The organism is Streptomyces sp., assembly GCF_036566765.1.
In the GTDB taxonomy this organism is placed as follows: domain Bacteria; phylum Actinomycetota; class Actinomycetes; order Streptomycetales; family Streptomycetaceae; genus Streptomyces.
In genome coordinates this window covers 1-25,185 of the sequence record NZ_DATCVQ010000074.1, presented here as the reverse complement: position 1 = coordinate 25,185, position 25,185 = coordinate 1, and the positions used below count along the sequence as shown (strand labels likewise).

23 protein-coding genes and 1 pseudogene are annotated in these 25,185 nt (G+C 72.7%); 15 read left to right on the top strand and 9 right to left on the bottom strand.

What is annotated here, in order from left to right; all coding sequences use genetic code 11:
* Positions 1-2,083 (top strand): annotated as a pseudogene (locus VIU94_RS04410) (glycosyl hydrolase); the annotation flags it as partial.
* Here the strand turns inward: VIU94_RS04410 and VIU94_RS04405 are convergent.
* Positions 2,066-3,091 carry a LacI family DNA-binding transcriptional regulator gene (locus tag VIU94_RS04405; RefSeq protein ID WP_280858927.1) on the bottom strand — a complete coding sequence of 342 codons (1,026 nt, stop codon included), beginning with the start codon at positions 3,089-3,091 and terminating at the stop codon, positions 2,066-2,068. The pseudogene VIU94_RS04410 and the gene VIU94_RS04405 overlap by 18 nt on opposite strands.
* Positions 3,092-3,372: 281 nt before the next feature.
* Here VIU94_RS04405 and VIU94_RS04400 point away from each other — a divergent pair, with 281 nt between their 5' ends.
* The 4 genes from VIU94_RS04400 (at position 3,373) to VIU94_RS04385 (ending at position 6,833) form a co-directional block, all read left to right on the top strand.
* The gene (locus VIU94_RS04400; RefSeq protein WP_331907731.1) at positions 3,373-3,591 is read left to right on the top strand and encodes a hypothetical protein; all 219 of its coding nucleotides are present in this window, start codon (positions 3,373-3,375) and stop codon (positions 3,589-3,591) included.
* A gap of 122 nt (positions 3,592-3,713) precedes the next feature.
* Positions 3,714-4,502, top strand: coding sequence for a cyclase family protein (locus tag VIU94_RS04395; RefSeq protein ID WP_280867849.1), 789 nt, complete (start codon positions 3,714-3,716; stop codon positions 4,500-4,502).
* Positions 4,499-6,139, top strand: coding sequence for a thiamine pyrophosphate-binding protein (locus tag VIU94_RS04390; RefSeq protein ID WP_331907729.1), 1,641 nt, complete (start codon positions 4,499-4,501; stop codon positions 6,137-6,139). The genes VIU94_RS04395 and VIU94_RS04390 overlap by 4 nt, the downstream gene beginning before the upstream one ends.
* A gap of 73 nt (positions 6,140-6,212) precedes the next feature.
* The gene (locus tag VIU94_RS04385) at positions 6,213-6,833 is read left to right on the top strand and encodes a DinB family protein (protein WP_331907727.1); all 621 of its coding nucleotides are present in this window, start codon (positions 6,213-6,215) and stop codon (positions 6,831-6,833) included.
* A 51-nt stretch (positions 6,834-6,884) separates the two neighbouring features.
* Here VIU94_RS04385 and VIU94_RS04380 read toward each other — a convergent pair whose 3' ends face one another.
* Entirely contained in the window at positions 6,885-8,330 is a 1,446-nt protein-coding gene (locus VIU94_RS04380; protein ID WP_331907725.1) for a glyceraldehyde-3-phosphate dehydrogenase, read from the bottom strand.
* Positions 8,331-8,604: 274 nt separating this feature from the next.
* Between VIU94_RS04380 and VIU94_RS04375 the strand changes: the two genes are divergently transcribed.
* Entirely contained in the window at positions 8,605-10,311 is a 1,707-nt protein-coding gene (locus VIU94_RS04375; protein WP_331907723.1) for a hypothetical protein, read from the top strand.
* Positions 10,312-10,328: 17 nt separating this feature from the next.
* Here VIU94_RS04375 and VIU94_RS04370 read toward each other — a convergent pair whose 3' ends face one another.
* Complete coding sequence (locus VIU94_RS04370) at positions 10,329-11,495, bottom strand: alpha-hydroxy-acid oxidizing protein (RefSeq protein ID WP_331907721.1); 1,167 nt, start codon at positions 11,493-11,495, stop codon at positions 10,329-10,331.
* A gap of 258 nt (positions 11,496-11,753) precedes the next feature.
* Between VIU94_RS04370 and VIU94_RS04365 the strand changes: the two genes are divergently transcribed.
* From VIU94_RS04365 to VIU94_RS04355, 3 genes are all read left to right on the top strand, one after another.
* Positions 11,754-13,973 (top strand): NADP-dependent isocitrate dehydrogenase, encoded by a 2,220-nt coding sequence (locus tag VIU94_RS04365; RefSeq protein WP_331907719.1) that lies wholly within the window; start codon positions 11,754-11,756, stop codon positions 13,971-13,973.
* 175 nt (positions 13,974-14,148) lie between these two features.
* A complete protein-coding gene (locus tag VIU94_RS04360; RefSeq protein ID WP_331907717.1) occupies positions 14,149-14,451 on the top strand; it encodes a hypothetical protein in 303 nt (100 codons plus the stop codon).
* A 139-nt stretch (positions 14,452-14,590) separates the two neighbouring features.
* Positions 14,591-16,129, top strand: a complete 1,539-nt coding sequence (locus tag VIU94_RS04355; RefSeq protein WP_331907716.1) for a sigma-70 family RNA polymerase sigma factor — start codon at positions 14,591-14,593, stop codon at positions 16,127-16,129.
* A 15-nt stretch (positions 16,130-16,144) separates the two neighbouring features.
* Here VIU94_RS04355 and VIU94_RS04350 read toward each other — a convergent pair whose 3' ends face one another.
* Positions 16,145-16,756: a CAP domain-containing protein gene (locus tag VIU94_RS04350; RefSeq protein ID WP_331907714.1), complete on the bottom strand. Its 612-nt coding sequence runs from the start codon at positions 16,754-16,756 to the stop codon at positions 16,145-16,147.
* 111 nt (positions 16,757-16,867) lie between these two features.
* Positions 16,868-17,731: a universal stress protein gene (locus VIU94_RS04345; protein ID WP_331907712.1), complete on the bottom strand. Its 864-nt coding sequence runs from the start codon at positions 17,729-17,731 to the stop codon at positions 16,868-16,870.
* Between the two features lie 105 nt (positions 17,732-17,836).
* Between VIU94_RS04345 and VIU94_RS04340 the strand changes: the two genes are divergently transcribed.
* Positions 17,837-18,700 carry an SDR family NAD(P)-dependent oxidoreductase gene (locus VIU94_RS04340; RefSeq protein ID WP_331907710.1) on the top strand — a complete coding sequence of 288 codons (864 nt, stop codon included), beginning with the start codon at positions 17,837-17,839 and terminating at the stop codon, positions 18,698-18,700.
* 13 nt (positions 18,701-18,713) lie between these two features.
* On the opposite strand, the gene VIU94_RS04335 is transcribed toward VIU94_RS04340, so the two are convergent.
* From VIU94_RS04335 to VIU94_RS04325, 3 genes are all read right to left on the bottom strand, one after another.
* Positions 18,714-19,952, bottom strand: coding sequence for an acyl-CoA dehydrogenase family protein (locus VIU94_RS04335; RefSeq protein ID WP_331907708.1), 1,239 nt, complete (start codon positions 19,950-19,952; stop codon positions 18,714-18,716).
* Positions 19,953-20,083: 131 nt separating this feature from the next.
* Positions 20,084-20,542: an RrF2 family transcriptional regulator gene (locus tag VIU94_RS04330; RefSeq protein WP_331907706.1), complete on the bottom strand. Its 459-nt coding sequence runs from the start codon at positions 20,540-20,542 to the stop codon at positions 20,084-20,086.
* Between the two features lie 121 nt (positions 20,543-20,663).
* Positions 20,664-21,716 carry an NAD-dependent epimerase/dehydratase family protein gene (locus VIU94_RS04325; protein ID WP_331907704.1) on the bottom strand — a complete coding sequence of 351 codons (1,053 nt, stop codon included), beginning with the start codon at positions 21,714-21,716 and terminating at the stop codon, positions 20,664-20,666.
* A 160-nt stretch (positions 21,717-21,876) separates the two neighbouring features.
* Here VIU94_RS04325 and VIU94_RS04320 point away from each other — a divergent pair, with 160 nt between their 5' ends.
* The 3 genes from VIU94_RS04320 to VIU94_RS04310 all read left to right on the top strand — a co-directional run bounded on the left by VIU94_RS04320 (position 21,877) and on the right by VIU94_RS04310 (position 23,085).
* Positions 21,877-22,149 carry a DUF5133 domain-containing protein gene (locus VIU94_RS04320; protein WP_414720885.1) on the top strand — a complete coding sequence of 91 codons (273 nt, stop codon included), beginning with the start codon at positions 21,877-21,879 and terminating at the stop codon, positions 22,147-22,149.
* A 118-nt stretch (positions 22,150-22,267) separates the two neighbouring features.
* On the top strand, positions 22,268-22,636 hold the full coding sequence (locus VIU94_RS04315; protein WP_331907702.1) for an STAS domain-containing protein: 369 nt from the start codon (positions 22,268-22,270) through the stop codon (positions 22,634-22,636).
* A 5-nt stretch (positions 22,637-22,641) separates the two neighbouring features.
* On the top strand, positions 22,642-23,085 hold the full coding sequence (locus tag VIU94_RS04310) for an ATP-binding protein (RefSeq protein WP_331907700.1): 444 nt from the start codon (positions 22,642-22,644) through the stop codon (positions 23,083-23,085).
* Positions 23,086-23,125: 40 nt separating this feature from the next.
* Here the strand turns inward: VIU94_RS04310 and VIU94_RS04305 are convergent, their stop codons facing one another.
* Positions 23,126-24,094: a SigB/SigF/SigG family RNA polymerase sigma factor gene (locus VIU94_RS04305; protein WP_331907698.1), complete on the bottom strand. Its 969-nt coding sequence runs from the start codon at positions 24,092-24,094 to the stop codon at positions 23,126-23,128.
* 133 nt (positions 24,095-24,227) lie between these two features.
* On the opposite strand from VIU94_RS04305, the gene VIU94_RS04300 reads away from it, so the two are divergent.
* Together VIU94_RS04300 and VIU94_RS04295 are read left to right on the top strand one after the other, a co-directional pair.
* On the top strand, positions 24,228-24,668 hold the full coding sequence (locus tag VIU94_RS04300) for an ATP-binding protein (protein WP_331907696.1): 441 nt from the start codon (positions 24,228-24,230) through the stop codon (positions 24,666-24,668).
* 41 nt (positions 24,669-24,709) lie between these two features.
* The gene (locus tag VIU94_RS04295) at positions 24,710-25,033 is read left to right on the top strand and encodes a plasmid stabilization protein (protein ID WP_331907733.1); all 324 of its coding nucleotides are present in this window, start codon (positions 24,710-24,712) and stop codon (positions 25,031-25,033) included.
* Positions 25,034-25,185: the final 152 nt, after the last annotated feature.

The following is a 25,185-nucleotide window of genomic DNA, read 5'->3' as shown; positions in this document are numbered from 1 at the left end:
GTGCTCTTCCGATCTGGTCACGGGGGCGTTCCCCGACGCCCGTACGCACCCGCCGAGGGACCACCACGAGATCGACCCCGCGCGCTACGCCCGCACCTCCTCCGTCACCGTGCGGGCCCCGGTCGCCGAGGTCGAGATCTGGAACCCCGCGACCGGCACCCGCCGCCCGGGACGCGTCACCTTCGCCGACGGCGTCTCGACCATCGAGGTACCCCTGGAGGGCGCCCCCGCCGCCCTCGTCGTATGGCGCGAAGGCCCTCTGGTGGACGCTGTTCCCCCGTCGCCCACGGAGCCGCCGGAGACGACCGACCTGTCGACCGGCTGGGAGGGCCGCCTTGCTCCCACCATGGACAACACCTGGGGCGACCTGGCCCTGCCCGCCGGAGCCTCCGTCACCGAACCGCAGATCTGGACCATGCGGTGGACCGAGACCGAAGACTCGTGGGAGCAGACCCGGGTGACATACGGCAACCGGGTCCGCGTCCTGGCGCCCGTGCCCTCCGCACAGGCCCCGGCTCCTCTGGACCGTGCCGACGTCGAGCAAGTCCTTTCAGGTGACCGTGAGTTGGCGCCCCCGGACTGGGCCGTCTCGCTGTACTCGTCGAGTCGCGGCATCCCTGACCCGTACGGTCTGCTCGGCAACAAGGGCCTGGTACCGGAGGAGTTCGTGCGGGTGCCGGTACCCGTGAGCGGGACCGTCGCCCGTGTCAGGGCCGTCGTGGAGACCGACCACCGGGGACCCGCGGATCTGCATGTCGGAGCGGCGGCGGTCAAATGCGTGTGGTGGAACGGCAGCCGGCTGGAGACGGGCGGCGGCCATCTGGCGTCCGCCCGGGTGGAGGTCGAACGGGCCCGCAATGTGCTCGCGTACGAGCTGTCCGAAGCCCAGGACCGGCCGCAGACCATCTCGGGCGCCGCCGACACCCCGTTGGGCAGCTACTTCTGTCTGTCCCGCCCGGACGGGTTCGCGCCGCGCCCACTGTTCATGCGCCTGCCCGACGGCGTACGACCGGACGGCAGCGTGACCTATCGCGGCCGTATCAGCGCCCCGGGGCAGGGTACGGACGCGGTCCTCGTCGTGGGTGCCGCGGTCGGCGTGACCGTCCTCCTCGACGGAGCCGTCGTGGCACGGCAGGAGAAGGTCGAGTACTACGAGTCCGACTGGGGCGCGGTGCCGATGTTCTTCCGGCACGAACTGACGCTGAGCGGCGGCGATCACGTCCTCGACGTCGTGGCCGACAGCGTCGACGCGCGGGACGGTGTCTTCGTCGACCTCGTGGCGGACACGACCGCCCTGGTCAGCGGCCCGGGTTGGGCGGCCGGGACGGGGGAGTGGAGCGGGCTGACCATCGAACACACGGGCCGGTGGGGAGAGTTGCAGCACTGTGGCGCGGCGGTACGGCCGCACCCCCTGCCCGACGCCGAGTGGCTGGCCGGTGCTCCGGTGCTCGGGTCCGCCGTACTGCCGCTGCGGTCCACCGACGACCTCCGGGAGGTCGAGCAGCGCTTCCGGTTCACCGTGCCGGCGGGGACCGTGTCGCTCGACCTGCCACTGGAGCTTCCCGCCCGGGTGACGATCGGCGACGGCCCTGAACTCGACTTCCTGGGCGGTGTACTGACGCTGGATCAACCGCTCGACGAGGCGGCCGAGTGCCAAGTGGTCACCGCTCCCACGGCCGTTCTGCGCGGTGGCTCCGCCTGGCGGGGACCGGTACGCGTGCGCACGGTACCGGCACCCATGCCGCTGGGCGAGTGGGGTGAGATGGGACTGGGCGGTTGGAGCGGAGGCGTGACCTATGCCCGGACACTGGAGGTGCCGGCCGGGCCGGACCCGGTGCTGGATCTGGGGCGGGTGCGTGGCAGTGTCGCGGTGTGCGTCGACGGTGAAATCGTCGGGGAGGCGTTCTGCGCGCCGTACCGCTTCGAACTGCGTGGGACCGCCGGGCGCACCGTCCGCCTCGAAGTGACCGTCCACAACACTTTGGCGCCGTATCTGTCCGAAGCCACGCCCACCGCCTGGGCCTTCCCCTCCCAGCTCCCCTCCGGCCTGCTGGGGCCGGTGACGCTAGAAAGGCGCGTCTGACGAAGCCCGGGTGGAGTCCCGCAGGACCAGGCCCGGCGCGAACACCCGTGCCTCGTGGGCGTGCTCCGCGCGGGCCTCCACCTCGTCCAGGAGCATCTCCACGGCCGCCCGGCCGAGCTCCTCGACCGGCTGGCGGACCGTGGTCAGTGTCGTGCCCACGAAGCTGGCAATGTCCAGGTCGCCGTAACCGACCACCTGGACGTCCTCCGGGACCTTCACACCGCGCTCGCCCAGCGCCCGGCACAGCCCCGCCGCGAGGAAGTCGTTGGTGCAGAACACGCCGTCGGGCAACTCGTCGAGGCTGTGGGCTATTTCGCTGCCGAACGCCACCGTCATCTCCTCGGCGACCACCTGGTCGAGGCGGGCCTCGCGCCGGGTGCGCACGGCCTGCCGGGCGCCCTGGTAGCGGTCGGCGCACTGACGGATCGTGCGCTCGCCGTTCACGACGAGGACGTCGCGCGCCCCGCGGTCCAGCAGGTGCTGCACGGCGATGCGGCCCCCGGCGATGTCGTCGACGGAGACCGAACAGCCCTCCTGGGCGGGCATCGCACGGTCCGCCAGCACCAGCGGGATACCGCGCTCGCGCAGCCGCGACAGCCGGGTGGGGTCGGCACTGAGCGGCACCACCACCGCGCCGACCGCCCGCTGTTCGATGAGCATGGTGAAGTAGCCCTGCTCCCGCTCCGGCGCGTCCCCGCTGTCACACAGGACGAGGGAGTAGCCGTGTTCGTAGGCGGCGTCCGCGGCACCGCGTGCGATGCGGGAGTAGAAGGAGTTGGCCACGTCCGGCAGTACCAGGCCGATCGACGAGGAATGCCCGGTGCGCAGCCCGGCGGCTCCCGGGTGGGGGACGTAGTCGAGGGCGGCGACGGCGTCGCGGACCCGCTCGGCGGTGCGCGCGTTGACCCGCTCGGGCCGGTTCAGGACGTTGGACACCGTGGAGACCGAGACCCCGGCGGCGGCCGCGACGTCCTGGATACGGGCGGGGCGAACCGAAATGGCGTCCACCCCCTCGCTGTTCCACATGGGCGACGCAAGTCTACCCCGGCCGCGGATAAAACGTTTTCCGCACCGCTCTTCGGTGGTGGAGCGTTCGCCTGCGGAACGGCACAGCGAGGGAGGATCGGTCCCTGCGGCAGCAAATTCTGTGAAGGAACCGACGGATTGGGTGACCATGTTGCGATCGGTGAAGCCGGGACGGGAACGTCCTGTGGAGGGTGTCCGGCTGACTGGCCGTGTTCATGCCCGGCGTGCTTCCATCCGGTGTCCCTCCTCCTCGAGGATTGCTCATGCGAAAGGAACCGCGCGCCATGAACGTCGCCCCCCACCTCGTAGCGGCCGAGCTCAACGATGCCGACCTGGACAACGTCTCCGGTGGTGTCGCCGCCGCGACCACCGCCGGCCTGCACCTCCAGCTGGCGCACCTCGAGGTCTGCGCCGACGTCGACGCCCTCGTCTCCACCCAGGGTGTCGCGGCGAGCGTCAACGCCCACGTCGGCGTCAACTGACCTGACACCTGCACTACCTGCCGACGGGCCCCGGATCGGACGATCCGGGGCCCGTCGTGCCGGGGCCTCGACCGGACGGTCGGTGACATGCTGTCGGCCTCGGAGTGTTTCAGGAGGCCCTCATGCACGAGCAGCCGTCCCTTCTCGCCGCGCTGGTGTCCGCCCTGCGGGCCGGTTCGATCGAAGTCGTCGATCTCACCTCGCCGTTGTCGTCGTCCACACCCGTGATCCAGCTTCCGCCGGAGTTCGGCCAGACGGCCGTGTTCGAGCTGGAGGAGATCAGCCGGTACGACGACCGCGGCCCCGCCTGGTACTGGAACAACTTCCGCAGCGGCGAGCACACCGGCACGCACTTCGACGCCCCGAACCACTGGGTGACCGGAAGGGAACTCGCCGACGTGGCGTCCGTCCCGGCTCAGCGGCTGATCGCCCCCGCCGCCGTACTGGACTTCACCGCCGAGGCGGCCAAGGATCCGGACTTCCTCGTGGAGGTGGACCACGTCAAGGCCTGGGAGGAACACAACGGGCCGCTGCCGGACGGCGGCTGGCTGCTGTTGCGCACCGGCTGGGACGCCCGCTCGCACTCCCAGGAGGCGTTCCTGAACGCCGACGAGAACGGTCCCCACACGCCCGGCCTGTCCCCGGAATGCGCCCGCTGGGTGGCCGAGCAGTCGCCCGTGATCGGCCTCGGTGTCGAGACGGTCGGCACGGACGCCGGGCGCGGGCACTCCTTCGATCCGGCCTTCCCCTGCCACTCCTATCTGATGGGCAGCGACAAGTACGGCCTCACCCAGCTCCAGAACCTGGCCGCGCTGCCCGCGACCGGCAGCGTCGTCGTCGCGGGACCCCTGCCCATCGTCGCGGGCTCCGGCTCGCCCGCGCGCGTGCTGGCCCTGGTGGAGCGGTCATGAAGGTCGCGGAGGCCGTCGGACGGGCCCTGTACGCGGCCGGGGTCGAGCAGGTCTTCGGCGTCGTGGGGTCCGGCAACTTCCATCTGACCAACGCCATGGTCGCGGCCGGCGCCCGCTTCGTCGCCGCCCGCCACGAGGGCGGCGCGGCGACGATGGCCGACGCGTACGCGCGCGTGAGCGGCACGGTGGCCGCCGTGAGCGTCCACCAGGGACCCGGGCTCACCAACGCGATGACGGGGATCGCCGAGGCGGCCAAGAGCCGCACACCGCTCGTCGTGGTGGCGGCCGAGGTGACCCGTCCGACCTCCAACTTCTATGTCGACCAGGAGGCGTTGGGGACGGCGGTGGGCGCGGTCCCGATGCGGGTCGCGTCGCCCGAGGACGCCGTAGGACAGGCGTGCGCGGCGGTACGACGGGCTCTGCACGAACGACGCACCGTGCTTCTCAACCTCCCCCTGGACGTACAGGCGTCCGACGCCCCCGACGATGCCCTCGCCCAGGCCGCACCGCCACCGCGGCGAACGGCGGTCGAGCCGTCCGCGGACGAAGTGGCGGCTCTGGCCCGGGTGCTGGAGCAGGCCCGGCGGCCGGTCTTCGTGGCCGGACGCGGTGCGCGCTCACCCGGGGCCCGGGACGCCCTCGAAGCCCTCGCCGAGCGCTGCGGGGCCCTGCTGGCGACCTCGGCCGTGGCGCGTGGGCTGTTCCACGACAACCCCTGGTCGCTCGACGTCTCCGGCGGCTTCGCCTCGCCCCTGGCGGCCGAACTCATCGGTGGGGCCGACGTGATCGTCGGCTGGGGCTGCGCACTGAACATGTGGACCATGCGGCACGGCGCCCTCATCGGTGCGGACACGACCGTGGTGCAGGTCGACGACGACCCCTCGGCACTCGGCGCGCACCGGAAGCTGCACCTCGGGGTCACCGGCGATGTCGAACTCACCGCGCGGCACGTCCTGGCGGCCCCCGGCGGGAAACGGCAGGGCCTGCGGACGCCCGTCATCGCCGAGGCCGTGGCCACGCGGGTGCGCTGGCGTGACGTGCCGTACGACGACACGAGCACCCGTGACCGGATCGACCCCCGCACGCTCAGCATCGCGCTCGACGACATCCTCCCCGCGGAGCGGGTGATCGGCGTCGACTCCGGCAACTTCATGGGCCACCCGAGCATGTTCCTGTCGGTGCCCGACCAGGACGGCTTCTGCTTCACGCAGGCCTACCAGTCGATCGGCCTCGGCCTCGCCACCGCGATCGGCGCGGCCCTGGCCCGCCCGGACCGGCTGCCGGTGGCCGCACTCGGCGACGGCGGCGCGCTGATGGGCGCCGCCGACCTGGACACCGTACGACGGCTCGGGCTTCCCATGGTCGTCGTCGTGTACAACGACGACGCCTACGGAGCGGAGGTGCACCACTTCGGCCCCGACGGACACCCGCTCGACACGGTCGAGTTCCCGCCGACCGACATCGCGGCCGTGGCCCGCGGTTACGGCTTCGAGGCGGTGACCGTGCACACCCGGACGGATCTCAAGGCCGTGGAGGACTGGGTCGCCGGGCCACGGTCCGCCCCGCTGCTGATCGACGCCAAGGTGGTCCGGGACCGTGGGGCGTGGTGGCTGGAGGAGGCGTTCCGGGGGCACTAGGCCCCAAAAAAGGAGGAGCGGGATTCCCCTTGCTGTGCCAGCCTGGCGGACCGGACCGTCCAGGGGAGCACCGATGACCGCAGGACCTCGCCTCACCCCCCTGCTGGACCAGTTCGACTGGTCCTGCGAGCGTCTGGCCGGTCGGCTCACCGGGCCGGTCATGGACAGCGGCGACGGCTCGCGGACCCCGGTCGGGGCGATGACCGACGACGAGTACCTCTGGGAGCCGGCGGCGGGCTGCTGGTCGGTCCGTCGGCGTACGGACGGACCCGGGGTCCGGGCGGCCTTCCTGGCCGGGACCGGCGACTGGGGCCGGGACGCCGCGCCCCACCCGCACCCCGTTCCGCCGCCGTTCACGACCCTCGCATGGCGTCTGAGCCACCTCAGCGAAATGCTCTTCCTGCGCGCCGACCACACGACGGGCACCCACACCCTCACCCGCGACGACTACCGCGTCAGCGGCACCGCCGCCGACGCGATCGCCGCCTTCGACGCGGCCGCCGACGCCTGGCGCACAGCGCTGCGCGACACCGCCGACACCGACCTCGACACCGTCGGCCGCTGCACCTACCCGCACGGCAGCGACGCCGAGGAACCGTTCCTGGACATCGTGTGGTGGGTCAACCAGGAAGTCCTGCACCACGGCGCCGAGATCGCCCTGCTGCGCGACCTGTACCGGGAACGACGGCACTGACCGGCCCGGTGCGGGGCCGACGTCCCTCGCCGGCCCGTCCGAACGGCCGAATCAGACCGCGGGCGCCGGATAGGTCGGGTACTCCACGCCGGTCACGTGCTGCACGACCCGGACCACCTGGCAGGAGTAGCCGAACTCGTTGTCGTACCAGAGGTAGAGGATCGCGTTGTCGCCGTCGACCTTGGTCGCGCCGGCGTCGACGATCGAGGAGTGGCGCGAGCCCACGAAGTCCATGGAGACCGCGTCGGGAGCCGTGGTGAAGTCGATCTGGCGCTTCAGCGGCGAGTTCAGCGAGACGTCGCGGAGGTAGTCGAGGACCTCCTCGCGGGTGGTCTCGCGGCCCAGGCGGAGGCTCAGGATCGCGATCGAGACGTCCGGGACGGGGACGCGGATCGAGCTGCCGGTGATCGGGGCCTTGAGGTCGGGCAGCGCCTTCGCGACGGCCGAGGCGGCGCCGGTCTCGGTGATGACCATGTTGAGCGGCGCGGAACGGCCGCGACGGTCGGCCTTGTGGTAGTTGTCCAGCAGGTTCTGGTCGTTCGTGAACGAGTGGACGGTCTCCACGTGACCGCGCAGCACGCCGAACTCGTCGTCCATGGCCTTGAGCGGCGGGACGATCGCGTTCGTGGTGCAGGAGGCGCAGGACAGGACCTGCTCGTCCGGCTTGATCGTGTCGTGGTTGACGCCGTGCACGATGTTCGGGACGTCGCCCTTGCCCGGGGCGGTCAGGACGACCTTGTCGATCCCGGGGCGCAGGTGCTTGGAGAGGCCCTCGCGGTCGCGCCACTTGCCCGTGTTGTCGATGAGGATGGCGTCCTTGATGCCGTACGCCGTGTAGTCGACCTCGGAGGGGTCGTTGGCGTAGATCACCTTGATCGCGTTGCCGTTGGCGAGGATCGTGCTGGTCGCCTCGTCGACGGTGATGGTGCCCTGGAACTGACCGTGGATGGAGTCCCGGCGCAGCAGCGAGGCGCGCTTGACGAGGTCCGCCTCGCCGCCGCCGCGGACGACGATGGCGCGCAGGCGCAGCCCGTTGCCGGAGCCGGCCTTCTCGATCAGCAGGCGGGCGACGAGGCGGCCGATGCGGCCGAAGCCGTACAGGACGACGTCGCGGCCTTCGCCGCGCTCCAGCTTGTTCTCACCGGTGGCGCCGGCCACGGCCTCGGCGGTGAAGGCCTCCACCGACAGGCCGCGGTCGTCCGTGCGGTACGTCGCGGCGAGCATGCCGATGTCGATCTGGGACGGGCCGAGGTCGAGCGTGGTGAGCGCCTGGAGGAACGGCATCGTCTCGGTGACCGAGAGTTCCTCACCGGCGATCTGCCGGGCGAATCGGTGGGTCTTCAGGATGCTGACCACCGACTTGTTCACCAGGGAGCGGCTGTGCAGCAGGACCGTGACGTCCCGCTCACGGTGCAGCTTCCCGATGATCGGGATCATCGACTCCGCGATCTCCTCGCGGGTCTTCCAGTTGGTGAACGAGTCGTCGTTGACAGTCACAGGATTATCTTTCGAGCTAGGCGGCGCTCATATGCTAACCCGTCCCCCGTTTGATCGATCAAGGGGGTCTGGGGTGATGTCCGAATCTTCGCATTCGTAATCTCATTTCCGATTTGTCTTGTCATGGGCACGCCCAGCTCGTGAGGGTCTGGTGACGCTCGTTCAAATGTTTGCCGGGGGTGGGTCGTTGCGTTGTTAGCGTGAGTGGCCTGTGTGACTGACGAGACGTCAGTGACGCTGTGATCTGCATGTTTCTGTCACGAGAGGCCTTCACATGAGTAAACCGTCCCGTCGAATACGTCATGTCGTCGGAGCGGTCCTGGCCGGGGCGCTCGCGTCCGCGCTGATCCCCGCCGCCCCGGCATCCGCGGCCCTTCCCTCCGCCGCGCCCGCCGCGGTCACGGTGGACGAGCCGACCGAGGGCATGCCGGACGACGGCTTCGACGACGAGCCCGAGAACGAGCAGGACGACTTCGCGGGCGAGGCTCCGCCCCCGTCCGCGCCGTCCTCCCTGGCCTCGCCCTCCGCCTCCGCCGACGCCCTCGCCGCCTTCAGCGACGGCCGCCCCGGCGACTTCCAGCTCGTGGCGGGCTCCTCCCTCACCGGTCTGGTGAACCAGCTGGACGCCGCGCTCCCCAAGCAGGGCCTCACCGAGCTCATGGACCAGGCCAACCGCGACGCGGGATGGGACTCGGCCTGCGGCTCCGCCGGCATCTACGGCCCCGACCTCGCCGTGAACCACCGGGTGTGCTGGCAGGGCGACGACGCCACCTCCGTCGAGTGGATCCCGCAGGCCATCACCGGCGTGTCGGACGCGCAGGAGGACGAGGACTGGGGCACGTCCAACGCCGAGCCGATCGCCGTCGGCGCGTACGACGACGACAACCCCGGCCGCAGCAACCTGAGCACGCAGCGTGACAACTGCGTGCAGGACACCGCCTCCGACGCCTGCAACGAGAAGGGCGTCCGGATCACCTTCTTCAACCAGGCCAACCAGAAGTACCGCCACGTCCTGCTCGTGTGGCCGTACATGAACAGCAAGAACCACATATCCTTCGACGCGCTGCACGCCCGCGAGGGCAAGTGCGCCTCCGCCGCGGAAGCGGACACGAACCCGTCCTGCAAGGCCCAGAACGGCATCCACGCCGGCGGCATGGTCTGGTACGGCAACTACCTCTACGTCGCCGACACCGCCAACGGCATGCGGGTCTTCGATCTCCGCAAGATCATGGACCTCAACCCGGACAACAACGCCGACGTGAACGACCCCACGCCCGACGGCCTGGTCAGCGACGTCGTCGACAAGAAGCGCATCGGCCGGCAGAGCAACGTCTGGTACGGCTTCGGGTACCGCTACGTGATGCCGCAGGTCGCCACGCTCAAGTTCACCGCGGCCAAGACCACCAGTCCGACCAAGGACGCGCAGTGCTACGACACCGCGCGCCCCAAGGCGTCGTACGTCTCGCTCGACCGCACCGGCACCGACCACCTGATCCTCGGTGAGTACTGCAACCTGAACAAGGGCGGCACGAGCGGCGGCCGGGTCGGCACCTACCCGATGTCCGCGCTCACCGCCGCCGTCGAGGGCGCCGCCGGCACGATCGCCGCCGCGGACGAGGCGTGGGACCTGCCGCCGACCGGGATCTTCAACGACGAGCCCCTCTGGCACAAGATCCAGGGCGCCACGCGGTACGAGGGCAAGTGGTACTTCCACCGCAGCAACGGCTACGACAACGGCCGGCTGCTCCAGGGCACGGTGCAGACCGGCGTGGACGGCAGCGAGCAGCTGTTCGGCAACCCTAAGGTCCTGCAGAGCGCCTTCGGCCCCGAGGACCTGTACGTCGCGCACGGCCGCGGCGACGGATTCGCCCCGCAGCTGTGGTCGCTGAGCGAGCACGCGCCCAGCAGTTCGTGCTCGTCGTGCAAGCGTGAGCTGTTCAGCTACAACTTCAGCGAGGTGATCGGCGACTTCGCCTCGTAGCGACGTACCGCTCGCACTCAGGTGCGGCGGAGCGCGCCCTCGGCGCGCAGGTCGGCCAGGGCGGGGTAGCCGTCCACGGCCATGATCAGGTCGGTCTCGGCGAGCAGCGACCGCAGCACGTGCACGACGCCGTCGCTGCCGCCGAGGGCCGCCCCGTACACGTACGGGCGGCCGACGCCGACCGCCGTCGCCCCGAGCGCCAGCGCCTTGACGATGTCCGCTCCGGAGCGCACTCCGGAGTCGAACAGCACCGGCAGCCCCTCGGCGGCCTCGACCACGCCCGGCAACGCGTCGAGCGCGGCGAGGCCGCCGTTGGCCTGTCGCCCTCCGTGGTTGGAGCAGTAGATCCCGTCCACGCCGCCGTCCCTGGCCCGGCGGACGTCCTCGGGGTGGCAGATGCCCTTGAGGATGATCGGCAGGTCGGTCAGGGACCGCAGCCAGGGCAGGTCGTCCCAGGTCAGTGGGTTGCCGAAGACCGTCACCCACTCCATGACCGCGGCCTGCGGGTCGTGCTCCGGGGCGTCCTTCAGGCGGGCCCGGAACACCGGGTCGGAGGTGTAGTTCGCCAGGCAGTGGCCACGCAGCTGCGGAAAGTTGGACGTGGAGAGGTCGCGCGGCCGCCAGCCGGTGACCCAGGTGTCCAGGGTGACCACGATCCCCTTGAAGCCCGCCGCCTCGGCCCGGCGCACCAGGCTCGCGGTCAGCTCGCGGTCGGTCGGCGTGTACAGCTGGAAGAGGCCGGGGGTGTCGCCGAACTCGGCGGCCACCTGCTCCATCGGGTCGACGGTGAGCGTGGAGGCGACCATCGGCACCCCGGTGCGCGCCGCGGCCCGCGCAGCGGCCAGATCGCCGTGCCCGTCCTGCGCGCAGAGCCCGAGCACCCCGACCGGGGCCATGAACAGCGGGGACGGCAGCGTCATGCCGAACAGCTCCACCGTCAGGTCGCGCTGCCGGGCCCCGACCATCATCCGGGGCACAAGCCCCCAGCGCTCGAAGGCGCTCACGTTGACCCGCTGGGTGTGCTCGTCGCCGGCGCCCCCGGCCACGTACGACCAGACGGACGGCGGCAGCGCCGCCTCGGCCCGGGCTTCCAGCCCGGCGAAGGTCATCGGCAGCTCCGGCAGCACGCCGGACAGGCCGCCGAGGTAGATCTCGTACTGATAGTCGCCGAACTGCGCCGTCATCCGACCGTCCCTCCGTCACCTGCGACCCGGCCGTCCCGGGCGCCCGCACGCCACGGTGCCAAGCCGACGGCCCGGAAGCCATGGCCGGGGCGGAGGAAGATCGGCGATTCCCCCGCGCAAGCGTTCCTCCTGAGCGCGTGTCCCCTCCGCGGACGCGTTCCCGGCGTGTGACGCAGGGCCCTTTCCCTCCCGGCACGATCACGAGATATCTTGATGTCGAGCAATCTCGCATACGCAGACAGTGGAGCGGAGCACCCGGTGACTGACTCGACCATCATCTACACCCACACTGACGAGGCGCCCGCACTTGCGACGTACTCGTTCCTCCCCGTGGTCCAGGCATACGCCGCCACGGCCGGCGTCGGCGTCGAGACCCGCGACATCTCCCTGGCCGGGCGCATCATCTCCGGCTTCCCGGAGTACCTGGAGGAGGGGCAGCGGATCGCCGACGCCCTTGCCGAGCTCGGCGAGCTGGCCAAGACGCCGGCCGCCAACATCATCAAGCTGCCGAACATCTCGGCCTCGATCCCGCAGCTCAAGGCCGCCGTCGCCGAGCTCCAGGGCCAGGGCTACGCGCTGCCGGACTACCCGGACGACCCGAAGACCGACGAGGAGCGCGACATCCGCGCCCGCTACGACAAGGTCAAGGGCAGCGCCGTCAACCCGGTCCTGCGCGAGGGCAACTCCGACCGCCGCGCCCCCGCCTCGGTCAAGAACTACGCCAAGACCCACCCGCACCGCATGGGCGCCTGGACCTCCGAGTCCAAGACCAACGTCGCCACCATGGGCGAGAACGACTTCCGCTCCACCGAGAAGTCCGCCACCGTCGCCGAGGCCGGCGCCCTGCGCATCGAGCACGTCGCCGCCGACGGCACCACCACCGTCCTGCGCGAGTCCGTGCCGGTCCTCGCCGGCGAGGTCGTCGACGCCTCCGTCATGCGCGTCGCCGCCCTGCGCACCTTCCTGAGCGAGCAGGTCGCCCGCGCCAAGGCCGAGGACGTCCTCTTCTCCGTGCACCTCAAGGCCACGATGATGAAGGTCTCCGACCCGATCGTCTTCGGCCACGTGGTCCGCGCCTTCTTCCCGAAGACCTTCGAGACCTACGGCGCCAAGCTCGCCGCCGCCGGCCTCTCCCCGAACGACGGCCTCGGCACCATCCTGGCCGGCCTGTCCGCGCTGCCCGAGGGCGACGAGATCAAGGCCTCCTTCGACGACGAGATCGCAGAGGGCCCGGCCCTCGCGATGGTCGACTCCGACAAGGGCATCACCAACCTGCACGTGCCGTCCGACGTCATCGTCGACGCCTCCATGCCGGCCATGATCCGCACCTCCGGCCACATGTGGGGCCCGGACGGCCAGGAGGCCGACACCCTCGCCGTCCTCCCGGACAGCAGCTACTCCGGCGTCTACCAGGTCGTCGTCGACGACTGCCGCGCTCATGGCGCCTTCGACCCGGCCACCATGGGCTCGGTGCCGAACGTCGGCCTGATGGCCCAGAAGGCCGAGGAGTACGGCTCCCACGACAAGACCTTCGAGATCGCGGCCGCCGGCACCGTCCGCCTGGTCGACCAGGCCGGCAACGTCGTCCTGGAGCAGGAGGTCGCCGAGGGCGACATCTTCCGCGCCTGCCAGACCAAGGACCTCCCGGTCCAGGACTGGGTCAAGCTCGCCGTCAACCGCGCCCGCGCCACCGGCAACCCGGCCGTCTTCTGGCTGGACGCCGAGCGTGCCCACGACGCGCAGCTGATCGCGAAGATCGAGCAGTACCTGCCGCAGCACGACACCGAGGGTCTCGAGATCAAGATCCTCTCCCCGGTCGAGGCCACCAAGTTCTCCCTGGAGCGCATCCGCCGCGGCGAGGACACCATCTCGGTCACCGGCAACGTGCTGCGCGACTACCTGACCGACCTCTTCCCGATCCTGGAGCTGGGCACCAGCGCCAAGATGCTCTCCGTCGTCCCGCTGATGGCGGGCGGCGGCCTGTTCGAGACCGGCGCCGGCGGCTCCGCCCCGAAGCACGTCCAGCAGCTCGTCAAGGAGAACTACCTCCGCTGGGACAGCCTCGGCGAGTTCTTCGCCCTGGCCGCCTCCTTCGAGCACCTGGCGAGCACCACGGGCAACGCCCGCGCCCAGGTCCTGGCCGACACCCTCGACCGCGGCACCGCGACCTTCCTCAACGAGGACAAGTCGCCGACCCGTCGCGTCGGCGGCATCGACAACCGCGGCAGCCACTTCTTCCTCGCCCTGTACTGGGCCCAGGAGCTGGCCGGGCAGACCGACGACGCCGCCCTGGCCAAGGCCTTCGCGCCGCTGGCCGAGGCGCTCGCCGCGAACGAGCAGAAGATCGTCGACGAGCTGATCGCCGTCCAGGGCTCCCCGGCCGACATCGGCGGCTACTTCCAGCCCGACGCCGCCAAGGCCGCGGCGGTCATGCGCCCGTCCGCGACGTTCAACGAGGCGATCGCCACCCTCGGCTGATCGCAGGCGGCGGACGCCGCTCGCACCACGTGTACCGCCCCGGCAGGCATCCCGTCCTGCCGGGGCGGTCTCGTCCCTGCCCCGGGGCGGTCCCGTCCCGCCCGGGCGGTCGCCTCCGCGGAACGGTTCCCTCCCGCCGGTGGCGGATCCCGAACCGCGGTGTGAACCTGAGGGAATGAGCTGGGCATCATGGACGACGGCCGGGGTCTACACCGGACGCGGCGGGGTCCTCACCGACGAGGGCGGCGTGGTCACGGGCGATCTGACCGTGCACACCACCTTCGCGGAGGGCGAGGCACGGGTCGCCGTGCAGTACACGGGCGCGTCCGACTGGTTCACCATGTCGGGCAGCCCCGTTCCGTGCGCCTCGGAGCAGGAGAGCCGGGAGCTGCACGACGCGGTCGTCGCGGCCGTCCGCGCGGGCGGGGGTGCGACCGTTCCGTACTTGCCGCACCCGCCCGACACGCCGGGCGCGTGACGCCGTAGCGTCTCGCCTCGCTGGAGAATCCGGTCGTGAGAATTCCGGTTGTGGCGCGCACATAAAAATGTCATCCCGACGCCCCCCGTGGATCTCCTGAACGACGGGACTCACGGATCAGGGGCGAGGGAGCACGGACATGCACAGCGACGAGCGTCGCGCGCAGGAGCTGGTGGACGCCGCGCGGACCGGCGACCCGCGGGCCCGGGAGGCGCTGGCGGCGGCGTACCTCCCGCTGGTCTACAACATCGTCGGCCGCGCTCTGGACGGGCACGCGGACGTCGACGACGTCGTGCAGGAGACGATGGTCCGCGCCCTCGACGGCCTGGACGGGGTGCGCGACCCCGCCCGGTTCCGCTCCTGGCTGGTCGCCATCGCGATGAACCAGATACGCCGCCGGTGGCGCACCCGGCAGCAGCACCCGCTCACCGGCCTCGACACGATCGCCGAGACCCCGGACCCGGCCGGCGACTTCGTCGACCTGACCATCCTCCGGCTGGGCCTGTCGGGCCAGCGCCGCGAGGTCGCCGAGGCGACCCGCTGGCTGGACGCCGACGACCGCGACGTACTGGCGTTGTGGTGGCTGGAGGCCGCGGGCGAACTCGACCGCGCGGAACTGGCCGAGGCGCTGGGCGTCACCCCGCAGCACGCGGCGGTCCGGGTGCGCCGCATGAAGGAAGCGCTGGAGACCGGGCGCGGCATCGTGCGGGCCCTGGCCGGCGAGCCCCGCTGCCCGGCGCTCGCCGACACCGTGGCGACCTGGGACGGCCACCCGTCGCCCCTGTGGCGCAAGCGGATCGCCCGACACCTGCGGGAGTGCGGGGTCTGCTCGGGCGCATGGTCGGGGCTGGTTCCGGCGGAGGGGCTCCTCGTCGGCCTGGGACTGGTGGCACCGCTGGCCGCGGCGGGGAACGGAATGTGGGGGCTCGGGGGGTACGAGACGGCGGCGGCCGCGAACGGCTTGCCCGGGACGGAGGCATACGGTGCGCCTGGGGTCGGGCCGGACGGTTCCGGCGTGCCCACGGCGGCGACCGACGGCGGCACAGTCGGTGTCGGCGGAGGGGGAGGGGGAGGCGCAGGCGGGCGGCGGCTCGTGCTCTCGGGAGGGGCGGTCGTCGTCGCGGTGGGGCTGCTCGTCGCGCTGTGGCCCGACGCTCCGGCCGGGCCTCCGCCCGTCGCCGCGCCCCCGCCGAGCGCCGTCGCGACGCCCACGCCGACACCCTCGCCGACCCCGAGCGCGTCACCCCGCCCCAGCCCCTCGCCGACGCCGAAAGCCTCCCGTACCGTGGCCCGGCCGTCGGCCGTGGAGCGGCTGACCCGGATCGTCAATCTCCGCCGGAGCGAGGCCGGTTGTGGCCCGCTGCGCACCGACCCCCGGCTCGTCGAGGCGGCCCGCGCGCATGCCCGCGACATGGTGGCGCGTGGCTACTTCGACCACGCGAGCCCCGACGGCCGGAACGTCGACGCCCGGATCGGCGCCGCCGGGTACCCCTGGAGCCTGGTCGGCGAGAATCTGGCCGCCGGCCGTACCGACCCCGGCGCGGTCGTGGGCGACTGGATGGGCAGCGACGGGCACCGCCGCAACCTGCTGGACTGCCGCTACCGGGACACCGGCGTCGCCGCCGTGCCCGGGCCCGACGGCACGGTGTGGGTGCAGACGCTGGCGAAGCCGTCCTGAGGGCGTGGGCGGCGCTCAGCCCTTCGCGCCGAAGTTCTGCACCCACCAGGGGCCGTTGGAACGGAGGTTGACGCCCACGCCCAGGTCCTTGAAGGAGCAGTTGAGGACGTTCCGGCGGTGGGTGGTGCTGCTCATCCAGTCATGCATGGCCTGCGCCGGGGTCTTCGGACCGCGGTGGATGTTCTCGCCCCAGGCGCGCCAGTCGTACCCGGCGGCCGTGATCCGGTCACCGCCGTCCTCGCCCTCGGGGCTCCGGTGCTCGTAGTAGCCGCGCGCGGACATGTCGTCGGCATGCGCCTGCGCGGCGGCGCGCAGCCGCGCGGTGGGCCGCAGCGGCGCACAACCCACCCGAGCCCGCTCGGCGTTGGCGAGCGCGACGACCTGCTCCGCGTACCGCTCGGCGGAGCTGAGCAGCGGATCGACGACCGCGGGCCGCGCGGGGGCCGGCGCCGGGGGAGCGACGTTCCGCGCCGCGCGTCGATCGCCCCCGGATGGCTCCGTGACGGCCAGGTACGCCCATCCGGCCAACGCCAGGCCCCCGGCCAGCCCAGCCGCCGTACGCCGCCCTCGGCCCCGGCGCGCCCCGGACGCCCGGCGCGCCCCGTCCTCCTCGTCGCGCAGCTCCATGCGCCCCAGTCTCGACGCGCCCCGCCGACCCTGCACCCGGAGTACCGGCATCCGGCGGTCATCCGCACCGGCCTGCCCCGAGAGGGCCCCGGCGCTCGCCTCCCCGTGCCCTCAGTCGTGCGGGACCACCGCGACCGGGCAGTTCGCGTGGTGCAACGCGGCGTGGGCCACCGAGCCGATGCGGGGGCCGATCGCGCCGCGCCTGGCGCGGCGGCCGACCACCAGGAGGCTTGCCGAAGCGGAGGCCGACAGGAGGACTTGGCCGGCGCTGCCGATTTCCACGTGTTCGACCACGTGGACGTCGGGGTGGCGTTCGCGCCAGGGGGTCAGGGCTTCGTGGAGGGCCTTCTTCTCGAAGGACTCCAGGCCGCCCGCCTCGTCCGCCAGGCGCAGCGAGCCGGGGCTGTAGGCGTACAGCGGCGGCAGGTTCCACGCGCGCACCGCGCGCAGTACGGCTCCGCCGGCGGCGGCGGTCTCGAAGGCGAACCGCAGGGCGGGGGCGCTGTCGTCCGCCGTGCCGAGCTGGCCCACGACGACCTCGCCCGCCTCCGTCGCCTCGTCGTGGGCCCGGACCGCCACGACCGGGCGCTCCGCGCCCGCGATGATCTGCTGTCCGTACGAGCCGAGCAGGAAGCCGGCGAGCGCGCCGTGCCCGCGCGAGCCGACGACCAGCATCGCCGCCCGCTCCTGGACGCCGAGCAGTCCGGTGACCGGGGTGTCGGGGACCACCTCCGCGGTGACCGCGACGTCCGGGTGCGCCGCCACGACCGCGGACTCGGCCGCGCGGACGATCTGTTCGGCGACCTGTTCCTGCTCGGTCCGGTCCTGGACGAGCGGCACGTCCACCGGCTGCCACAGCCACGCGTGCACGAGCCGCAGCGGCAGCCCGCGCCGCCCCGCCTCACGGGCGGCCCAGTCGGCCGCGGCGAGGCTCTCGTCGGAGCCGTCCACTCCGGCGACGATCTCGAGAGTCATCCCGTTGCCCTCCATGTGACGTCCCGACCTGACGGTCCGTTCGACTCGCTCGGCCGACTGCATAAGATCACACGGACGGCGGACGACGACGGAGGCTCGACGACCATGACCGACAGGCGACTGGAACCGGACCAGCAGCACGGCGACGCGGCACGCGTCCACCTGGTGACCGGAGGAGGCACCGGCATCGGGGCCGCGACCGCCCGGCTGCTGGCGGCGGCGGGCCACCGCGTGGTCGTCTCGGGGCGGCGGCCCGAGCCCCTGAGGCAGATCGCGGAGGAGACCGGCGCGCTGGCTGTCCCGTCCGACATCCGCGACCCGGACGCGGTCGCGGAGCTGGTGGCCGAGACCATCGCCGCGTACGGCAGGCTCGACGGACTCGTCCTCAACGCCGGCATCGGCCGCAGCGGCGGCGTGGGCGAACTGGCCCTCGCGGACTGGGAGGACGTCATGCTGACCAACCTCACCGGCCCCTTCCACCTCCTGCGCGCCGCCCTCCCGCACCTCCTCGAGGCGCGCGGCGCGGTCGTCGCCGTCGCCTCCGTGTCCGCCCTGCGGAACGGGATCGGCAACGCCGCGTACGCGACGTCCAAGGCGGCCCTGCTCCAGCTGTGCCGCTCGCTCGCGGTGGACTACGGCGGGCGGGGCCTGCGGGCCAACACGGTCTGCCCGAGCTGGATCCGCACCGAGATGGCCGACCGCCGGATGACCCGGTTCGCCGAGGAGTCCGGACTCGGCGAGGCGGAGGCCGGGATGGAAGCGGCGTACGAGGAGGCCACCCGTCCGCTCCCGGTGGGCCGTCCGGGCGCGCCCCGCGAGGTGGCCGAGGCGATCGCGTGGCTGCTCTCGCCCGCCGCGTCCTTCGTGAACGGAGCGGTCCTCACGGTCGACGGCGGGGCCACGGCCGTCGACCCCGGCACCCTCGCCTTCGACCTCCGCCTGACCCCGCGCGGCGACGCCTCGGCGTAGGCCGGGCGGGGGCTCAGACCGGGAGCGTCAGGCGGGCGTGGGCGCCGTTCAGGTAGTGGTCGCCTATGTCGCGGAGGCGGTGCGCGGGGGAGTGGTGGGCGGTCAGGGCGCGGGCGTTGCGCCAGAAGCGGTCGAAGCCCGGCCCGCCGCCCGCGGGTTCGGGTCGGTCGGCCGAGCCGACCAGTTCCATGACGCGGGTGGTGATGTGGACTGCCGCCCGGCCGGTGACCGCCTCCGCCGCGGCGACGAGGACCGCGACGTCGGCACGCTCCTCCACGCCGAGCTCCCGGCCCGCGGCCAGCCCCCGGGCCAGCCCGTCCCTCGCGCGCGCGACGACCGAGGCGGCGGCGTGCGCGGCGGTGGCCAGTTCGCCGTACGCGAGCAGCAGGTACGGGTCTTCGTCGCCGCGTGGCGCGAAGGCGTCCGCGCCGTCGGCGCCGCGCGGCGACGGCGTCGCGTACGCCGCACGGCTGACGTCCCGCGCCTCGGCCAGCGCGCCCTCGGCTATGCCGAGCCCGACGTGGACCAGGAGCAGGCGCAGGGCGAGCGGGGCGAGGGTGGCGTACGGCGCGACGGCGTGCTCGTCGAGCGGCAGCCGGCCGAGGACGGCGGATGCGGCGACGGGCGCCCCGTCGAAGATCACGGTCCCCGCGCCGGTCAGGCGCTGCCCCACCCGGTCGGCGACGGGTTCGGTGAACACGGCCGGATGCGCCGGGTCCACCAGGACGACCAGTAAGTCGCCGGTCCGGACGCAGCGCGCGCCGACGACGAGGCGGTCGGCGACCGCCACCCCGGACTCGAAGAACCGACGCCCGTCGAGGACGAAGTCGTCGCCCTGGGGCGTGAGGACGAGGTCGGGACTTCCCAGGCCCGCCGCCGTCTCCCTGCGCGGCGGCTCCACGCCGCCCGCCAGGAGCCAGTGCTCCCGAGCCGCCGCAGCGTCGAGGGGCTCGGCCGCATCGGCCACGCCGTCGAACAGCCGCGAGCTCCACGCCAACGCGCAGTGATGGGCGAGGAGTTCGCCGACGGAACTGTCGGCCGTGGAGATCTCCCGGATCACGGCGCAAGCGACCGGCCAGTCCGCGCCGTACGGAGTGAGCAGCGCCGGAAGCCCCGCCTCCTGGAGGCGCTCGACCTCGTCGAACGGGGGCTTGCCGGCCCGGTCCCGGGCGAGCGCGTCGACGGCGAGGTCGTCGGTCAGCTCCCGGGCGACGCGCCGCCAGATCTCTTCGTCCACCGTGTCCGCAGCCATGTCACCTCACCTGATCCCTGATTGGTTTCCCTACTATCCCTACTGGAATAGTAGGGATAGTGCCACGGTGGAGACGGCGAGCTCCAGAGGGTGTTCAGATGGCGGACTGCGCGGTCTCGATCAACGAGACGTCACGGGTTCGTCCAGGCCTCCGGCTCCTCCGCCAGCGCCGAGACCTCCGCCGGCAGCTTCCCCGCGGCCACGTCCGCCAGCGAGACCCCTTCGAGGACCTGGCGCACGTTGGCCCGTACGGCGATCCACAGCGTCAGCAGGGACTCCGCCGGACCCGTGTACGCGAGCTCCGGCGGGCGCACGCCGCGCACCGACACCAGCGGGCCGTCCACGACGCGGATGACATCGGCCACCGAGATCTCCGCGGCCGGCCGCGCCAGCCAGTACCCGCCGTTGCCGCCGCGCTGACTCTGCACCAGGCCGCCCCGTCGCATGTCCCCGAGGATGCCCTCCAGAAACTTGTGCGAGATGCCCTGCGCATCGGCGACGGCCTCGGCTTTCAGCGGGCCCTCGTCCTGGGCGGCGGCGAGCTGCAGCGCGGCACGCACCGCGTAGTCGGCCCTGGCTGAGATGCGCATGCGCGCATTATTCCGCACGGAGGCGACCGGATTCCTCCGCCCGGCGGACGCCGGCCCCGGCCGTCCACGGGCTCTCAAGACGGACGACACGGTACGGCGCTGGGCGGGCCGCTGCTCCCCGTCACCCGATGCGGTGGCCGGCCAGCGGCGGCGTGCGGTCGCCGGCCCCCGTGCGGACGCCGCGCAGGAACGCCTCCAGTGCCTCCAGCGAGCTCGTCGTGGGCTGCCAGCCCAGCTCACGGCGGGCTCGCTCCGTCGACATCAACGGCAGCCGCAGCACGGCGTCGAACAGGTCTGGCGACGCCGGGGCCAACCGCAGCCGCCACGCCGTGGCCAGCGCCCCGCGGACCGCGCCGCGCGGCACGCGCACCACGCGTGCGTCGAGCAGTCCGGCCAACTGCCGTGCATCCACGACCGGTTCGGCCGCGAGGTTGAACGCCCCACGCGCGTCGGCGAGGACCGCGAGCCGGTAGGCCTGCGCCGCGTCGTCGGTGTGCAGCGCCTGGAAGAGCAGCCCGTCGAGGTCCGGCACGAGCGGCACCAGCTCCGGCCGCAGCAGCGCACCGGGGAAGAGCCGCCCGGCGAAGATCCGGCGCTGTTCGCTGGCCGCCTCCTCCTTGAACAGGAAGCCGCTCCGCATCCGCACCACCCGGATCTCCGGGTGCTCGCGCTCGTACGTGTCCAGGACCCGTTCGAGATACGCCTTCTCGCGGCAGTACGCGGCCCCCGGCCAGCCGTGCGTCGGCCACGCCTCGGTCACGCCCGGCCCCGTCTTGGGCCCGGGCGAGTACGCGCCCACCGACGAGGCGTGCACCAGGACCGGCACGCGCGCCGCCGCCACCGCGTCGAACACCCGGAGCGAGCCCAGGACGTTGGTGCGCCAGGTCGTCACCGGGTCGTGGGTCGGCTGGAAGCGCCAGGCCAGATGGACGACCGCGGCGGCGCCGGCGAGGTGGCGCGCCAGTACGGGCGCCGCGTCCTCGCTCGCGAGGTCCACGGTCTCCCAGGCGGTCTTCGGCACGTCCAGGTCCGGCCTGCGCCGGGCGAGGCCCAGCACCGAGCCGACTCTCGGGTCGGCGGCCAGCGCCCGGACGACGCTGGTCCCGACGTTGCCGGTGGCACCGACGACGACCACGCGCAGCCGTTCTTGCGCCCCCGTCTCCTTGGGATCCATGGGCCACACTTTCCGTCACGGCCGGGCCGTCCGCATCTCCGGATTCCAGGTCTCACCGGCTGTCTCTCCGCACGTCGCGGACCCTTCGCGGACCCTTCGGGGGCCAAAGGGTCACGGAACGTGTCCTTCCGGCTCGCGGGCGTGACGGAACGACCCCAAGATGGCCGCAGCGGGGGTCCACCAGGAGGACATGATGCTGCTGCCCGACCGAAACACGATCGACCGACTGCTGCACCACTACCGGGCGCAGGAGCAGGTCGTGCTGGCGCGCCCAGGAGACCTGGGCGTCCGCCGCCGCTTCGAGGACACCGCGTACACCTTGTGCGTCCTGATGGGCGAGCGCACGGCGCGCGAGGCGGTGCACGCGGCGGAGCGCTACGTGGGCCGGGGCGGCGCGGTCTCCCCCGCGACGGCGGCGGAGACGTCGAGCTGAGGGCCCGTACGGCCGCTCGCCTCGGCGGCGTATCGGCGCGATAGTCGAGGGTGGGGCGGCGGTCTCGGTCGGGGCCGGGGTGGACGGGCACGAGCGGACGAAGGAGGCGGGCCAGCGGATGGTCGGCGATTCCGGGCGGTTCGGCGTCGAGGTGACGGCCGGATCCGGTGCGGTGGTGCTCGTCCTCACGGGCGAGCTCGACCACGACACGGCGGAGCCGCTGCGTGCGGCTCTGGACGAGCAGATCGAGGCGGGTGCGCGGCGGATCGTCGTCGACTGCGCCGCGCTGACCTTCTGCGACTCGACCGGCCTCAACGCGCTGCTGCGGGCCCGGCTCCGGGCACACGAGGCGGGCGGCCGGCTGGAGCTGTCCGACCTGCGGCCGCCGGTGAGCCGGATGTTCGAGATCACCGGGGCCCGTACGGTCTTCCAGGTCCACGACGACCTGACGGCCGCCCTGGCGAACCGGCGGCCGGAAGGGCGGTGACGCCGATGGACGCCGCACGGGGCGAGGTCCGCCGGCTCGCACTGCACGGGGCCGAGGGTGTGGTCACCCGCTGCCGCGACTTCACCGCCGAGGCCCTCGCCGACTGGGGCTGGACCCCGGCCCGCGACGAGGAGGCCCGGGAGCTGGCCGACGATGTGCTGCTGCTGGTGTCGGAGGTCGTCACCAACGCCTGCCTGCACGCGGGCGGCCCCGACGAGCTGGTGCTGCGCCTCCGCGACGGCGTGCTGCGCGTCGAGGTCGCCGACCCGAGCCCCGAACACCCCCGCCGCGGCGGCCCCCGCCCCGCCTCCCTGCCCGGCGGTCACGGCGTGATGGTCCTCGACCGCCTCGCGGGCCGCTGGGGCTCGCGGGAGCGCGAGGGCGAGGGCGGGAAGGTGGTCTGGCTGGAGATCGCGGGGCCGACGGGGAGCCGTACGCCTCGGGCGTAGGGGGCGGCGCGGCGGGTCCGTACGTCCGAGACGGCAGGCCCTAGGCGTCGCCGTCCGCGCGGGCCGCCGGGCCGGTTTCCGCGGCCGCCTTCTGCCGGGCCGCCGCCCGCGCCGGGGCCGTGTCGTCCAGGAGGCCGTCGCGCAGGGTGCGCAGGATGCGGGCGAGGAGGCGGGAGATGTGCATCTGCGAGAGGCCCAGCCGCGCGCCGATCTCTGCCTGAGTGAGCTCTGCGCCGAACCGGAGCGACAGGATCCGCCGGTCCCGCGCGTCCAGCCGGGCGATCAACGGCTTGAGCGACTCCAGCGCGTCGATCACCTCGAAGGCGCGCTCCTGCGTGCCCAGGTGGCGCAGCAGACCGTTGAAGGCGTCCTCGTCGTCGCCGAGCGGGGTGTCCAGCGAGCGGGCCGCATAGCCGTTCGCCGCCTGCTCGCCCTCGGCGACCGACGCCTCGTCCGTCCCCAGGTGCGCGGCCAGCTCGGCCCGCGTCGGCCGCCGGCCCAGCTCCTGCTCCAGCACGTCCACCGCCTTGGCGAGGTCGATGCGCAGCTCCTGGAGCCGGCGCGGAACCTGGACGGACCAGCTGGTGTCGCGGAAGAACCGCTTCATCTCGCCGACGATCGTCGGCAGCGCGAACGCCGAGAACTCGATCCCGCGCCCCGGCTCGAACCGGTTGATGGCCTTGATCAGGCCGATGGTGCCGACCTGGATGATGTCCTCGGTCGGCTCGGCCCGGTTCCGGAACCGGCGGGCCGCGAACTTGACCAGGCTCAGATTGAGCTCCACCAGTGTGTTCCGCACGTACGCGTGCTCCGCGGCGCCCTCCTCCAGCTCCCCGAGCCGGACGAAGAGCGCGGTGGAGAGGGTCTGCGCCTCCCGCGTGCCGACGGCCGTGGGCCGGTCGATCTCCGGGAGGCCGCCGAGGGCTTCCCGGCGTACGGCGACGGGGTCGCGCGGCGTCACGAAGGACGAGGTGGACGAGTTCGATGCGGAGAACGGGCTGCCCGACATGAGGCTCCTCCGACGGGGGCATGGGCCCGGGCCGCCGGTGCCGCCGACGACGGGGTCCGTCGTACGAGGTTCCTTACGGAAACATGCCCGCTGTCGGGTGGTTTGAAGCGCTTTGTCGGGGAACCGGAGCGTTATGAGCGGCACACGGCAGGACAGGTCCACGTCGACCAGTCGACGCATCCCGCTCACCGACGGACGGGTCACGGTCGGGGAGTGCCGCGACCTGACGGCCGAGGTCCTCGAAGCATGGTTCGGCCAGGACGGAGGTGTGGGGCGGGCCGTCGTCGACGACGTCCTGCTGCTCGTCTCCGAGGTGGTCACCAATGCGCACACGCACGGTGGCGCTCCGTACGAGCTGCTGCTCGATCGCACCGGCGACCGGCTGTGGGTGCAGGTCAGCGACACCAGCCCGGTCCGACCGCGCCCGCACGGCCCGCACCGCCCGGGCCACGCCTCCGGCCACGGCCTCTACCTCCTGGAACGGCTCGCCGACGCGTGGGGGTGGGTGCCGCGGGGCGAGGGCAAGGCGGTCTGGTTCGAGGTATCGATCCCGCCGGCCGGAGCGTCGGTCTGATGGGTACCCGCAGCACGCCGACCGACGGAAAGGAGCGGATCATGCCGCGCGGTTCGAGCCCGAAGCGGGAGCGTCAGTACGAGCACATCAAGGAGAGCGCGCAGAAGCGCGGAGAGAGCCGCGAGCGCGCCGAGGAGATCGCCGCCCGCACGGTCAACAAGGAGCGTGCGCGGTCGGGCGAGTCCAAGACGGCGAGCAAGGCGTCGCTGGACGACATGTCGTCCTCGCGGCGCGGCGGACAGAGGTCCCACAGCGGATCCGAGGGCCCGACGTACGACCAGCTCTACGCGGAGGCCCAGCGCCGCAACGTGCACGGCCGGTCCACGATGAACAAGGCCGAACTGAAGCGTTCGCTGGGCGGCTGAGTCCCGTCCGTCCAGCCCGTCCAGCCCGTCCCGCCCTCAGCCCCCGGCCGGGGGCGTGCGCCGCCGCCACAGCCACAGCGTGGCGGCGGCGGCCAGCGCCGAGCCGACGATGCCGAGCGAAAGGCCGGAGCCGGAGTCCTCGGGCTCCGGGG